The organism is Cellulomonas sp. PhB143 (assembly GCF_003752595.1).
Taxonomy (GTDB): domain Bacteria; phylum Actinomycetota; class Actinomycetes; order Actinomycetales; family Cellulomonadaceae; genus Paraoerskovia.
Window position 1 is genome coordinate 213380 of record NZ_RKIJ01000011.1, and the last position, 12635, is coordinate 226014.

The window sequence follows — 12635 nt, forward strand, 5'->3', positions numbered from 1 at the left end:
GCTCCGGCCGCGCGGAACGTGACGTTCGGCGGTCGACGCGCCCGGCCGCTCAGCCCTGCGCGTCCCGCAGCGCCGCGCCGACCATCGCCACGACGGCCGACGGCGCGCGCATCTGGTGGCGGTCGACCACGAGGACCGTCCACCCGACGAGGCGGAGCCGGTTCAGGCGGTCGCGGTCGCGCCGGATCTGCTCGGGGGAGTCGTGATGCGCACCGTCGTACTCCACGGCGACGCGGAGCAGAGGCCACGCGAGGTCGACGCGCGCGACGAAGGCGCCGTCGGTGGTGCACACGACGTGCTGGGTCCGGGGGTGCGGCAGGCCGGCGTGCCGCAGGAGCAGGCGCAGCCGGGTCTCCTGCGGTGACTCGCTGCCGCGGTCGGCGAGGTCCAGGACCTGCTGCACGGCGCGGACGCCCCGCGCTCCGCGGAGGCGATCGACGGCACGGGCCACCTCGGACGCCGAGATCGCGCAGGCCTGCAGCAGGGAGTCCACGGCCACGACGGCCTCGACACCGCTGCCTCGACGGGCCAGGTCGACGACGGTCCGCGCGGGGGACGTGATCAACCCGAACCGCGGATGGTCGGTGCGGTCGCTCGGTCCGACCGTCTCGCGCCGGACGACCAGCTCCGGACGGTTGCGCACGTGTCGCGTCGCGAGCGCGCACTCGGCGGGGTCCTCGGCGCCGGCGAGCCGGGAGCCGAGGGCCCATGCGGCCGATGCGCCGGTGAGCACCGCGTCGGGTCCGAGAGCGAGCCGCACGGCGGCGAGCCGGGTCCCGTGGTCGGCCGGGAGGTCGGCCGGCGCCCACACGCCGCGGGTGACCCGCCGGTAGGCGGGTCCCTCCAGCGCCCCGCGCGTGACGTGCTCGAGGGCCTGGTCCCGGGGCACGGGCCGGCCCTGGAGCGCGGGCGGTACGGCGCGGGCTCGTGGCATGCCCCGATCCTCGGTGCGGCGCTGGTGCCGGTGGGCCGGGGGAGCCCGCACGGGGACGGGCGGGCCGCTGGCACGCACGGTGGACGACGTCGGCGGTGGCGCGCGGGGCGACGAGCGTCACGTCCCGCGTCCCCTGAGTGGCTCCGGCCGCGCGGAACGTGACGCTCGGCGGTCGGCGCGCCCGGGAGCGCCGCGTCAGACGGAACGCGCGTGCGCCACGAGCCGGTCGAACAGGGCGTCGAGGCCCGGGTCGACGACCTGGGCGTCCGGGTGCGCGTCGAACCAGGCGACCTGCTCCGCGGCGGCGTCGGCGTAGCCCACCGTGGTGCGGAACTCCGGGACCAGGGCCCGGAGCTTCGAGCAGTCGAAGAGCATCGTGTGGGCCTTGTCGCCCAGGAGACCGTCGCCGACGTCGGGTTCCGCGGCCGCGACGGTCTCGGACGCGACGTGCACCAGCTCGGGCTCGGCCACCCCCGCGGCCCGTGCGAGCCACCGGTAGACCTGGTCCCACGTGGGCGCGTCGTCGCCCGTGATCGTGAACGCCTCGCCCACCGCGAGCGGGTTGCCCAGGAGGCCGACGAACCCGACCGCGAAGTCGTCGGTGTGGGTCAGGGTCCAGCGCGACGTGCCGTCCCCGTGCACGACGACGGGTCGCCCCGACCGCATCCGGGCGACGTCGGTCCACCCGCCGGTGGTCGGCAGCAGGGTGCGGTCGTACGTGTGCGACGGGCGCACGACGGTCGCCGGGAAGCCGGTGCGGCGGTAGGCCTCGACGAGCACGTCCTCGCAGGCGGCCTTGTCGCGCGAGTACTTCCAGAAGGGGTTGCGCAGCGGGGTGCTCTCGGTGACCGGCAGCCGCGCCGGCGGCTTCTGGTAGGCGGAGGCGGAGCTGATGAACACGTACTGGCCGGTCCGGTCCGTGAACCGCACGACGTCCTCGGAGACGTGCCCGGGCGCGAACGCCCGGAACTGCGCGACGACGTCGAACTCGCGCGAGCCGAGGGCGGCGTCCACGGCCGCGCCGTCCTCCGCGTCCGCGCGCAGGGTCTCGACCTCCGGGGGCAGCGGCCTGGTGGTCGACTCGCCGCGGTTCAGGACCGTGACCCGGTGACCGAGCCGCGCGGCCCGGGTGACGCTCGCCGCGCTGATGACACCGCTGCCGCCGATGAAGAGGATCGTCCTCGCGCTCATGTCTCCATCGTGGCACGGACGGCGGCGCGGGACCGGGCCGTGGCGCTCCGGCGGCCCTGGCGCGCGACGACCGACTCGAGCAGGAGCGCGTACGCCGACGTCATGCGGGTCCGGCTGAACCGCGGGCGGCTCGTCTCGAGCGCGCGGGCGAGCCCGTCGCGTCGCGCGGCGGCCTGCGCCCACGCCGCCGCGACCTCCGCGGGGTCGCGCCCGACCACGAGGCCGATGCCGTCGACGAGCGAGGCGCAGTCGCCGACGTCCGTGGTCACGGGCACGGCCCCGGACATCGCGCCCTCGATGAGGCACAGCGGTGCGGCCTCCCCGAACGCCGAGGTGAGCGCGACGACGTCGGCCGCCGCGTAGACGGACTCCATGTCGTGCCGGACCCCGAGCAGGTGCAGGCGCCCGAGCAGGTCGGGGCGGTCACCGAAGGCGACGCCCAGGTCGGCGACCAGTGCGGGGTTGGCGGTGCTCATCCCGGCGCCGCAGGCCAGCACGTGCGCCCGCGGGTCGGCGCCCAGCAGGACTCGCGCGGCACGCAGGAACAGCCCCACGTCCTTCATCGTGTCGTACCGCGCGCTGAAGGCGACGACGACGCCGTCCTGCTCCGTCCGGAAGGCGCCGCGCAGCGCGGCGCGGCGTGCCGCGGACACCGGCGCGAACCGGGCCAGGTCGACGCCGTTGGGCACGACGCGCAGGAGCCGGCGCGGGACGCCGGCCGCCGCGTAGGCCTCGCGGGTGGACTCCGCGCAGCACACGGCCGCCGCGAGCCGCCCCGACGCTGCGGCGGCGAGCAGGTCGTCCAGGGCGGGGCCCTGGTGCTCGGGGTCGGAGCGGTGCAGGCAGGCGACGACGGGCCGGTCCGGGAACCCCGCGTGGTTCACCAGCCGCAGCGGCTGCTCCTTGAGGGTCAGGACGACGTCGGCGCCCTCGACGGCGCGCGCGGCGACCGCCATCTCCGTGTCGGTGAACGTGCGCGGGTCGTGGCCGCCGTCGGGCACGCGGCCCAGCGTGGTGACGGGGACGCCCGCGGCGACGAGCATGCGGTAGCGCGGGTCGTCGACCATGCGCTGGCGCAGGCTCTCGCGCAGGACCTCCTCGTGGATCGACAGCGCGGCGTGGCGCTGCCCGTCCTGGTGCAGCCCCGCGACGACGGTGCTGTGCAGCACCCGCGCCCCGCCGCTGAAGAACCCCTCGTAGACCGATACCGCCCGGAGCGCGACCTGTGCGACCACGGCAACCACCTCCCACGGCGATCGTCAGACGCGATCGTGCCGGTGGCGTGACGGCTCTGTTACTTCTGCATGACGTTCCGCCGAAGAGCAGGGTCAGCCGGTCGTGCGCCGCGCGCCGGAGGCGTCGAGCACGTCCCGCCAGGAGCGGCGCGGCGTCCACCCGAGCAGGCGGGCGGCCTTGGCGCTGCTGACCCCGGCGGCGTCGGGGCGGTCCACGGGCCGCAGCTCGGTCGGCGCGTCAGGGTAGACGCGGCGCCAGGCGGCGTGCAGGTCGCGACCGCCGACGGTGTCTGCCGCCGAGACGTAGAACGCCTCGTGCCCGGGCAGGTCGCACTCGACCGCGAGGCGGATCGCCTCGGCGAGGTCGCGGACGTCGACGTACGACCAGCCGTTGGTCACGCCCGCGTCCGGGTCGGCGACCAGAGGCCCGAGGAACGGCTCGTAGGTCGACTCCTCCTGGACCCACGTCGGCCGGAGCGAGACGACGCGCAGGTCCGAGCGCCGCACCGCCGCGTCGCAGATCTCCTCCCCGACGACCTTGCCGAGGCCGTAGGGGTCCTGCGGCTCCAGGGGGTGCTCCTCGTCGAGCGGGAGGTAGTGCGGGAGGGTCGGCCGCTCGGAGAACGCGAACCCCGCGACGGTCTCGCTCGAGACGTTCACGAGCCGCGGCACGCCCCAGCGCACGCACGCCTCGACGACGTCGAACACGCCCATGACGTTGTTGCGGAACAGGGTGTGCGGGGCGTGGCGGCCCGGTGCGGGGATCGCGCCCGCGTGCACGACGGCGTCGAACGGCCCCTGCTTGGGGCCGCCCTCGCGCCCGGTCCAGCCGCCGACGAGCGAGAAGACCTCGCCCGCGTCGGTCAGGTCGGCCTGGACGTAGGGGACGTCCGGCGCGTCGGGCGGGGCGGGCCGTTCCGGGGCGAGGTCGGTCGCCGTGACGTCGTGACCGGCGTCGGCCAGGTGGGCCACGGTGTACCGGCCGACGCGGCCACGGGCTCCGGTGACGAGGATGCGCATGCGCGCGAGGCTACCGCTGCGCGGTCACAGCAGGGCGCGGATGTCCCGCTCCGCCTGCTCCGGGGTGACGGGCCGGCAGCCGCGACGCACCCACCCGCGCACGAGGCGGGGCTCGTCGCGCATCAGGCCGATCCCGCGGCGGACGAGGGTCAGCGGCGGCTTGCGGCGCTCGCCCATGTCGCGCAGGAACCGGAACCACGCGGAGACCACGGCGGGCCGGGCCAGGCACACGGCGTCCGCGAGGATGCCCTCGGCCCGCGCGCTCGCGACGAGCTCGGCGGCGAAGATGCCCTCCGCGACGACGACCGGCGCGCCCTCGGCGTCCAGCCGGGCGGTGCCCGTGCGCCGCGACGTCGGGATGTCGTACACCGGGACCTCGGCGTGCCCGGTCCGGCAGAGCTCGACCAGCGCCTCGAGCGCGGCGCCGGAGTCCCAGCTCTCCGGGTCGTCCCAGTCGACGATCCCGAAGCGCATCGGCATCCGCGGGTGGTCGACGTCGCGGTAGAAGTCGTCGAGGTGCACGACCGGCAGGCCGAGGCGCCGGCACAGCGCGGTCTTGCCGGAGCCCGAGGGGCCCGTGAGCAGCACGACGCGCACGGGCGTCGAGCGGGCTCCCGGGGGGACGTCGAAGAGCGTGTCGTCGGGGGACGCGTCGTCGGTCATGGCGTGCTCCGGGCCCCGGTCAGCGGAACCGCTGCGCGGCGAGCGGCGCGGCCTCGGCGAGCCCGCGCACCTCGGGGTGCTCGGCGTCGGCGAAGATCTCCCGCAGCGGGCCCGAGGCGACGAACGTGCCGTCGGCGAGGACGTGCACGGTGGGGCACAGGCGCTCGACGAGCTCGAGGTCGTGCGTGACGAGCAGGACCGCCGTGCCCTCGGCCGCGGCGGTGTCGGCCAGGCGTCGCGCGACCTCGCCGCGCATCGCCGGGTCGACGGCGGACAGCGGCTCGTCCAGGAGCAGCAGCTCGGGGCGGGACGCCAGGGCGACGGCGATCGCGAGGCGCTGCTTCTCGCCGCCGGAGAGGGTGTGCACGCGCCGGCTCGCGTGGCGGGGCTCGAGCGCCGCGGCCTCGAGGAGGTCCTGCGGCGTGCGGCTGCTCGGGCGGCCCGCCCTGCGGGCGTCGGCCAGCGCCCTGTTCAGCACCTTGCCGACGCCCTCGCGGGGGTCGATCCCGACGAGGCCGTTCTGCGCCACGTGGCGCACCGCGCTGCGGAACGCCTTCTTGTCCCGGCGCCCGATCCGCGAGACGGTCCGGCCGCCCCACACGACGGTGCCGCGGCTCGGCGTGAGCTCGCCGAGCAGCGCCTGGACGAGGGTCGACTTGCCGGCCCCCGAGGAGCCCACGATCCCGACCGGCGGCTGCCCGGGCACCAGCTCGAGGTCGACGCCGCGGACCACGTCGTGCGCCGACGGGCCCACCCACAGGTCGCTCGCGCGGAGCGTGGCGGGGTTCTTGGACATGCGGGTCCTTCCGGTCGGCGGCGGTCTGGGCGGTCGCGCGCAGGCGCGGGGCCGCTTCCGGAGACGACGGTACGGGAGGTGCGGCGCGCGACGAACCTGCGCGTTTGGACCTGGCCCGGTTGGAGGGAATGATTCAGGTCATGCTGATCCCCACGGGAGCACCCGGTTCGCGCATCGTCGGCCTCGGTCACCACCAGCCCGAGCGCATCATGACGAACGACGACGTCGCCCAGCTCGTCGAGACGAACGACGAGTGGATCCAGTCCCGCACCGGGATCGTCACCCGCCACGTCGCGGCCGACGACGTCACGGTCGCCGACATGGCGACCGACGCCGGGCGCATGGCGCTCGCCGACGCCGGCGTCGATGCCTCGTCCGTCGACCTCGTGGTGGTCGCGACGGCGACGGCACGCGACCGCTCGCCCAACACGGCGGGTCGCGTCGCCTACGCGCTCGAGCTGGGGGACACGGCGTCGGGCTCCCCGGCCATCATCGACATCAACACCGCGTGCTCCGGCTTCGCCCACGCCGTCGGGATCGCGGACCAGGCGATCCGCGGGGGCTCCGCCACCACCGCGCTGGTGATCGGCGCCGAGAAGCTCACCTCGGTCACGGACTGGACGGACCGCTCGACGTGCATCCTCACCGCGGACGGGGCGGGGGCCGCCGTCGTGCAGGCCGCCGACGAGCCGGCCGTCGGCCCGGTCGTGTGGGGCTCCGAGCGCGACCTGACGCCCGCGGTCCTCATCGAGGCGCCCACCGACACGTTCTCCCAGGACGGGCGCGCGGTGTTCCGCTGGGCGATCACCCGCGCGGCCGACCGCGCCCGCCAGATCGTGGAGCGCAGCGGCCTCGACCTCGACGACATCGAGGTGCTGGTCGCGCACCAGGCGAACCTGCGGATCATCGAGCCGATGGCCAAGGCGCTCGGCCTCGACGGCAAGGTCGTCGTCACCGACATCACCGAGTCCGGCAACACCTCCGCCGCGAGCATCCCGCTCGGCCTGTCCAAGTGGTGGCACGCGGGCAAGATCCCCGCCGACGTCCCGGCGCTGCTGTTCGGGTTCGGCGGCGGGTTCGCCTGGGGCGGGCAGGTCGTGCACACCCCGCGCCGCTGAGGTGGGTGCCGTGCAGCGGCCGACGCACCTCTTCGTCGGCGACAGCATCACCGACTGCGGCCGGCGTGACGACGCCGACGGTCTGGGCGACGGGTACGTCCGGATGGTCGCCCGGGACCTCGCGGGCGCGGGGGCGCAGGTCGTCAACCGCGGCGTGGGTGGCGACCGGGCGCGCGACCTGCGCGCCCGGTGGCGCGCCGACGTCGCGGTCCACGCCCCCACGACGCTCACGGTGCTGGTTGGCGTCAACGACACGTGGCGGCGCTACGACCGGGACGACCCGACGACGACGGCCTCGTTCGAGTCCGACTACCGAGCGGTGCTCGCGTCCGTCGGGCCAGAGGTCCGGCTCGTGCTCATGGAGCCCTTCCTCGTGCCGGTCACGCCCGAGCAGGCTCGCTGGCGCGAGGACCTGGACCCGAAGATCGCGGTCGTGCAGGCCCTCGCCGCGGAGCACGGCGCCCGTCTGGTGCCGCTGGACGGCCTGATGACCGAGGCTGCCGAGCGCCACGGCGCGGCGGCGACGGCCGCGGACGGCGTGCACCCCACCCCGCTCGGCCACCGGTTGGTCGCGGACGCCTGGCTGGAGCACGGCGGCGTGCTGGCATGATGGCCGGCATGCCTGCTGCCACCCGCTACCTCGCCGCCGACGACCGCTACGACTCGATGACCTACCGCCGCTGCGGCCGCTCGGGGCTCGACCTGCCGGCGCTCTCCCTGGGGCTGTGGCACAACTTCGGGGACGTGAACCCCCTGGAGACCCAGCGCGCGACGCTGCGCCGGGCGTTCGACCTCGGCGTCACGCACTTCGACCTGGCGAACAACTACGGGCCACCCGCCGGCTCCGCCGAGGAGAACTTCGGGCGCGTGCTCGCCCAGGATCTCGCGCCCTACCGCGACGAGCTGATCGTCTCCTCGAAGGCCGGCTACGGGATGTGGCCCGGCCCGTACGGCGACCACGGCTCGAAGAAGTATCTCGTCTCGTCGCTGGACCAGTCGCTGCAGCGGACGGGCCTCGACTACGTCGACATCTTCTACCACCACCGTCCCGACCCGGCCACGCCGCTGGAGGAGTCGATGGGCGCGCTGCACCAGGTGGTCCAGCAGGGCAAGGCCCTGTACGTCGGCGTCTCGAACTACTCGCCGGCGCGCACGCGCGAGGCCGCCGCGATCCTCGCGGACCTCGGGACGCCGCTGACCATCCACCAGCCCTCGTACTCGATGTTCAACCGGCACGTCGAGGACCCCGCCCACGAGGACGGGTACGACGGCACGCAGTCGGAGTCGCTGCTCGACGTCGTGGGCGACCTCGGGATCGGCGTCATCGCGTTCTCCCCGCTGCAGCAGGGCCTGCTGACGAACCGCTACCTCTCGGGCGAGGCGCCCGCGGGCTCGCGCGCGGCGTCGTCCGACTCGCCGTTCCTCAGCTCGGACAACCTCTCCGCGACCTATCTCGAGCGGGTGCGGGCGCTCGACGAGATCGCCTCGGGACGCGGCCAGAGCCTGGCGCAGCTCGCGCTGAGCTGGCTGCGGCGCGACGACCGGGTGACCTCGACGCTCGTGGGCGCCTCGAGCGTGCGTCAGCTCGAGGACACCGTCGCCTCGCTCGATGCGCCGGCCCTGACGGAGGACGAGATCGCGGCGATCGAGCCGTTTGCCGTGGACGGCACCGGGCGCTGAGCGGGCCGCTCAGGCCTCGCAGAACCGCGCCGGGTCGTCGACGACGCCGCGCAGGACCACCTGGGCCGCGCCGGTGAGCGCGGCGCGGTCCGCCACGGGCGCGGCGCGCAGGTCCGTCGGGGACCACGGCGTGGCGAGCACGCGCGCGTCGAGCTCGTCGCGCACGGCCGGGCGCAGGTCCTCGGCGAGATCGGTGTAGATCCCGCCGAGCAGCACGGTGTCGAGGTCGAGCAGGTTGATCGTCGCGGCGAGCGCGCGCCCGAGTGCGCGCCCCGCAGCGCCGACGGCGGCGAGGGCGGGCGCGTCGCCGTCGTCCAGCAGGTCGCGCAGCGCGGCGAGGGGGTCGGACGGCGCGAGCCCGGCGGCGCGCAGGATCGCGTCCTTGCCCGCGTACTGCTCGAGGCAGCCGGTGGCCCCGCAGCGGCAGCGCGGCCCGTTCGGGTCGACGGGGAGGTGCCCGATCTCCCCGCTCCATCCGTGCAGGCCGAGGTAGAGCTCGCGGTCGAGGACGACGGCGGCGCCGATCCCGACCTCGCCCGAGACGTAGAGGAACGACGACGCCGTGGTGGACCGGTCGGCGGGTCGCAGCTGCGCCAGCCCGGCGAGGTTCGCCTCGTTCGCGACGCCGACGTCGAGGCTCGACGGCAGGCCGAGCAGCGGGACGGGGTCGAGGCTCGACCACCCGAGGTTCGGCGCGACCTGCAGGCGGCGGCGGTGCACGTCGACGAGGCCGGGGAGCGCGAGCTGGGCGCCGGCGAGCGTCATCCCGGCCCGGACGACGTCGTCGGTCAGGCGGCGGGCGATCTCGCCGAGCCGGGCGAGCGTCTCCTGCGGCGGTGCGTCGTGGAGCTGGCCGGGGTCGATCCGCTCGGCGACGACGTTCCCCGCCAGGTCGAGCACCCGGGCGCCGACGAAGTCGACGTCCACCTCGAGCCCCATCCCGACGAGGGTGCGCGCGGCGGGCACCAGCGGGACCGCGGGCCGGCCCGCGGTGCGCCGCTGCTCGGGCGGCAGCTCGTCGAGGACGCGGGCGCGCAGGAGCCGGTCGACCAGCGTCGAGACCGTGGGCCGGGTGAGCCCGGTGGCCTGGGCGACGGCGGCCCGCGAGGGCGGGGCGGCGGCGTCGAGCACCGCGCGGGCGACGAGCGCGAGGTTGTGCTCGCGCAGCGACGCCTGGCGCGCGGCGGGCGCCGCGGGTCGGGGTCGCGTCGGGTGCTCCACGGGGTTGACCCTACCCGTGCGGCGGCATAAGTTATTCCATACAACTAATGCGACCCGACGACGAGCGCACGCCGGGCCCACTCGATGAGGAGCACCCCGTGGCGAACACCCAGGACATCAAGTACTCGTTCGGACTCTGGACCGTGGGCTGGCCGGCGGCCGACCCGTTCGGCACGGCGACCCGACCCGAGCTGGACCCGGCCGAGTCGGTGCGCCGGCTCGCGGACCTCGGCGCGTGGGGCTTCACGTTCCACGACAACGACGTCTTCCCCTTCGGCAGCGACGACACCGAGCGGCTCGCGCACATCGACTCCGTGAAGAAGGCCGCCGCCGACACCGGCATGGTGTGCGAGATGGTCACGACCAACACCTTCACGCACCCGGTCTTCAAGGACGGCGCGTTCACCTCGAACAACCGCGACGTGCGCCGCTTCGGGCTGCGCAAGGTGCTGCGCAACGTCGACCTCGCCGCCGACATGGGCGCGAGCACGTTCGTCATGTGGGGCGGGCGCGAGGGCACCGAGTACGACAACTCGAAGGACCTGCACGCCGCGCACGCCCGGTACGCCGAGGGCATCGACACCGTCGCCGCGTACATCAAGTCCCAGGGCTACGACCTGCGCATCGGTCTCGAGCCCAAGCCCAACGAGCCGCGCGGCGACATCTTCGTCCCGACGATCGGGCATGCGATCGCCCTCATCGACACGCTCGACAACGGCGACATCGTCGGCCTGAACCCCGAGACGGGCCACGAGCAGATGGCCGGCCTGAACTACACCCACGGCCTCGCGCTCGCGCTCTACGCGGGCAAGCTCTTCCACATCGACCTCAACGGCCAGCACGGCCCTCGCTTCGACCAGGACCTCGTGTTCGGCCACGGCGACCTGATCTCCGCGTTCTTCACGGTGGACCTGCTCGAGAACGGTTTCCCCAACGGCGGCCCGCGCTACGAGGGCCCCCGCCACTTCGACTACAAGCCCTCGCGCACCGAGCACCTCGACGGCGTGTGGCAGTCGGCCGCCGCCAACATGGAGACCTACTCGATGCTGGCGCGCAAGGCCGCCGAGTACCGCGCGGACCCCGAGGTCCAGGCGGCGTTCGAGCACGCGGGCATCTTCGAGCTCGGCGAGCCGACGCTCGCCGAGGGCGAGACGCTCGAGTCTTTCCTCGCCGACCCGAGCGTCGAGGACGACTTCGACATCACCGCGGCCGCCGAGCGCGGCTACGGGCTCGTGCGCCTGCACCAGCTCGCGGTCAAGCACCTCATCGGCTGATGGCGCGCGCACTCGTCGCGGGCGTCGACAGCTCGACGCAGTCCTGCAAGATCGTCGTCCGCGACGCCGCGACCGGGGCGCTCGTGCGCTCCGGGGCGGCGTCGCACCCCGACGGGACGGAGGTCGACCCGGCCGCGTGGTGGGTGGCGTTCGGCGAGGCGGCGCGGGCCGCGGGCGGTCTGGACGACGTCGCGGCCCTCGCCGTGGGCGGCCAGCAGCACGGTCTGGTGGCGCTCGACGCGGACGGCGAGGTGATCCGTCCCGCGCTGCTGTGGAACGACACGCGGTCGGCAGGCGCCGCTCGCGACCTCGTGCGCGAGCTCGGGGAGACGGCCGGTGTGCCGGGCGCGAAGGCGTGGGCGGACGCCGTCGGCTCCGTGCCCGTCGCCTCGTTCACGGTGACCAAGCTGCGCTGGCTCGCGGACGCGGAACCGGAGAACGCCGCGCGCGTGGCCGCCGTGGCGCTGCCGCACGACTGGCTGACGTGGCGGATCGCCGGCTTCGGACCACGCAGCGAGGGCCTGGAGCCGGACCTCTCGGCGCTGGTCACCGACCGGTCGGACGCCTCGGGGACCGGGTACTTCGACGCGTCCGCCGACGGCGGGGCCGGGGCATACCGGCGCGACCTCCTCGCGCTGGCGCTGCGGTGCGAGGCGTCCGCGGCCGACGGCCTCGTGCTGCCTCGGGTGCTCGGGCCGGGCGAGGCGGGCGGCCTCGCCGACCCGTCCGTGGCGGGCGCGGACATCGACGGCGGGGCGCTGCTCGCGCCCGGGGCCGGCGACAACGCGGGCGCCGCGCTCGGTCTGGGGCTCGGGGAGGGCGACGTCGCCGTCTCGATCGGGACGTCCGGCGTCGTCTCCGCGGTCGCCGAGCAGCAGAGCGCCGACGAGTCCGGGATGGTCACGGGCTTCGCCGACGCGACCGGCGCCTACCTGCCGCTCGCGTGCACGCTCAACGCGAGCCGGGTGCTCGACGCGGCCCGTGCCATCCTCGGGGTCGACCACGCCGGCCTGTCCCGGCTCGCGCTGCGCGCGCCCGCCGGCGCGGGCGGGCTCGTGCTCGTGCCGTACCTCGAGGGCGAGCGCACGCCGGACCGGCCCGAGGCGACCGGGACGCTGCACGGGCTGACGCTCGCGACGGCGACGCCCGAGCACGTCGCCCGCGCGCACGTCGAGGGCATGCTCTGCGGGCTCGCCGACGGGCTCGACGCGCTGCGCGATCAGGGGGTCGCGGTCGAGCGGCTCGTCCTGATCGGCGGCGGCGCCCAGTCGGAGGCCGTGCGGCAGATCGCGCCGCAGGTGCTCGGGATGCCCGTGACCGTCCCGGAGCCGGGGGAGTACGTGGCCGACGGCGCGGCCCGCCAGGCCGGGTGGGTGCTGTCGGGCGAGGACCGGGCGCCGGGGTGGTCGACGTCGTCGGCCCGGGTCTACGAGGCGGACCCCGAGCCGGCGGTGCGCGAGCGCTACGCGGCGGTGCGCGACCTGGCCTGATCCTGGGCCGAGC

Annotated in this window: 12 protein-coding genes; 5 read left to right on the plus strand and 7 right to left on the minus strand. The window is 75.4% G+C overall.

The features are described 5' to 3' along the window. Positions 1-49: 49 nt before the first annotated feature. The 6 genes from EDF32_RS07250 to EDF32_RS07275 all read right to left on the minus strand — a co-directional run bounded on the left by EDF32_RS07250 (position 50) and on the right by EDF32_RS07275 (position 5839). Positions 50-934, minus strand: a complete 885-nt coding sequence (locus tag EDF32_RS07250; RefSeq protein ID WP_123307855.1) for a hypothetical protein — start codon at positions 932-934, stop codon at positions 50-52. A gap of 195 nt (positions 935-1129) precedes the next feature. Beyond that, on the minus strand, positions 1130-2125 hold the full coding sequence (locus EDF32_RS07255) for an NAD-dependent epimerase/dehydratase family protein (RefSeq protein ID WP_123307856.1): 996 nt from the start codon (positions 2123-2125) through the stop codon (positions 1130-1132). Next, the gene (locus EDF32_RS07260; RefSeq protein ID WP_123307857.1) at positions 2122-3360 is read right to left on the minus strand and encodes a glycosyltransferase; all 1239 of its coding nucleotides are present in this window, start codon (positions 3358-3360) and stop codon (positions 2122-2124) included. Before EDF32_RS07260 ends, EDF32_RS07255 begins: the two co-directional genes overlap by 4 nt. Before the next feature lie 93 nt (positions 3361-3453). Next, positions 3454-4380 carry an NAD(P)-dependent oxidoreductase gene (locus EDF32_RS07265; protein WP_123307858.1) on the minus strand — a complete coding sequence of 309 codons (927 nt, stop codon included), beginning with the start codon at positions 4378-4380 and terminating at the stop codon, positions 3454-3456. A 24-nt stretch (positions 4381-4404) separates the two neighbouring features. After that, on the minus strand, positions 4405-5043 hold the full coding sequence (locus EDF32_RS07270) for a uridine kinase (protein ID WP_123307859.1): 639 nt from the start codon (positions 5041-5043) through the stop codon (positions 4405-4407). Between the two features lie 19 nt (positions 5044-5062). Beyond that, positions 5063-5839, minus strand: a complete 777-nt coding sequence (locus EDF32_RS07275; RefSeq protein ID WP_123307860.1) for an ATP-binding cassette domain-containing protein — start codon at positions 5837-5839, stop codon at positions 5063-5065. Positions 5840-5979: 140 nt separating this feature from the next. Between EDF32_RS07275 and EDF32_RS07280 the strand changes: the two genes are divergently transcribed. From EDF32_RS07280 to EDF32_RS07290, 3 genes are read left to right on the plus strand one after another with little or no spacing between them, the layout of a single operon-like run. Continuing rightward, positions 5980-6957 (plus strand): beta-ketoacyl-ACP synthase 3, encoded by a 978-nt coding sequence (locus EDF32_RS07280; protein WP_123307861.1) that lies wholly within the window; start codon positions 5980-5982, stop codon positions 6955-6957. A gap of 10 nt (positions 6958-6967) precedes the next feature. Further along, positions 6968-7567, plus strand: a complete 600-nt coding sequence (locus tag EDF32_RS07285) for an SGNH/GDSL hydrolase family protein (protein ID WP_199734853.1) — start codon at positions 6968-6970, stop codon at positions 7565-7567. An 8-nt stretch (positions 7568-7575) separates the two neighbouring features. Then, positions 7576-8637: an aldo/keto reductase gene (locus EDF32_RS07290; RefSeq protein WP_123308058.1), complete on the plus strand. Its 1062-nt coding sequence runs from the start codon at positions 7576-7578 to the stop codon at positions 8635-8637. A gap of 9 nt (positions 8638-8646) precedes the next feature. Here EDF32_RS07290 and EDF32_RS07295 read toward each other — a convergent pair whose 3' ends face one another. Continuing rightward, positions 8647-9858 carry an ROK family protein gene (locus tag EDF32_RS07295; protein WP_123307863.1) on the minus strand — a complete coding sequence of 404 codons (1212 nt, stop codon included), beginning with the start codon at positions 9856-9858 and terminating at the stop codon, positions 8647-8649. 47 nt (positions 9859-9905) lie between these two features. Here EDF32_RS07295 and xylA point away from each other — a divergent pair, with 47 nt between their 5' ends. Both xylA and EDF32_RS07305 read left to right on the plus strand, forming a co-directional pair. Further along, positions 9906-11132, plus strand: coding sequence for a xylose isomerase (gene xylA / locus EDF32_RS07300; protein ID WP_123307864.1), 1227 nt, complete (start codon positions 9906-9908; stop codon positions 11130-11132). Then, positions 11132-12622, plus strand: coding sequence for a xylulokinase (locus EDF32_RS07305; RefSeq protein ID WP_123307865.1), 1491 nt, complete (start codon positions 11132-11134; stop codon positions 12620-12622). Before xylA ends, EDF32_RS07305 begins: the two co-directional genes overlap by 1 nt. Positions 12623-12635 lie beyond the last annotated feature (13 nt).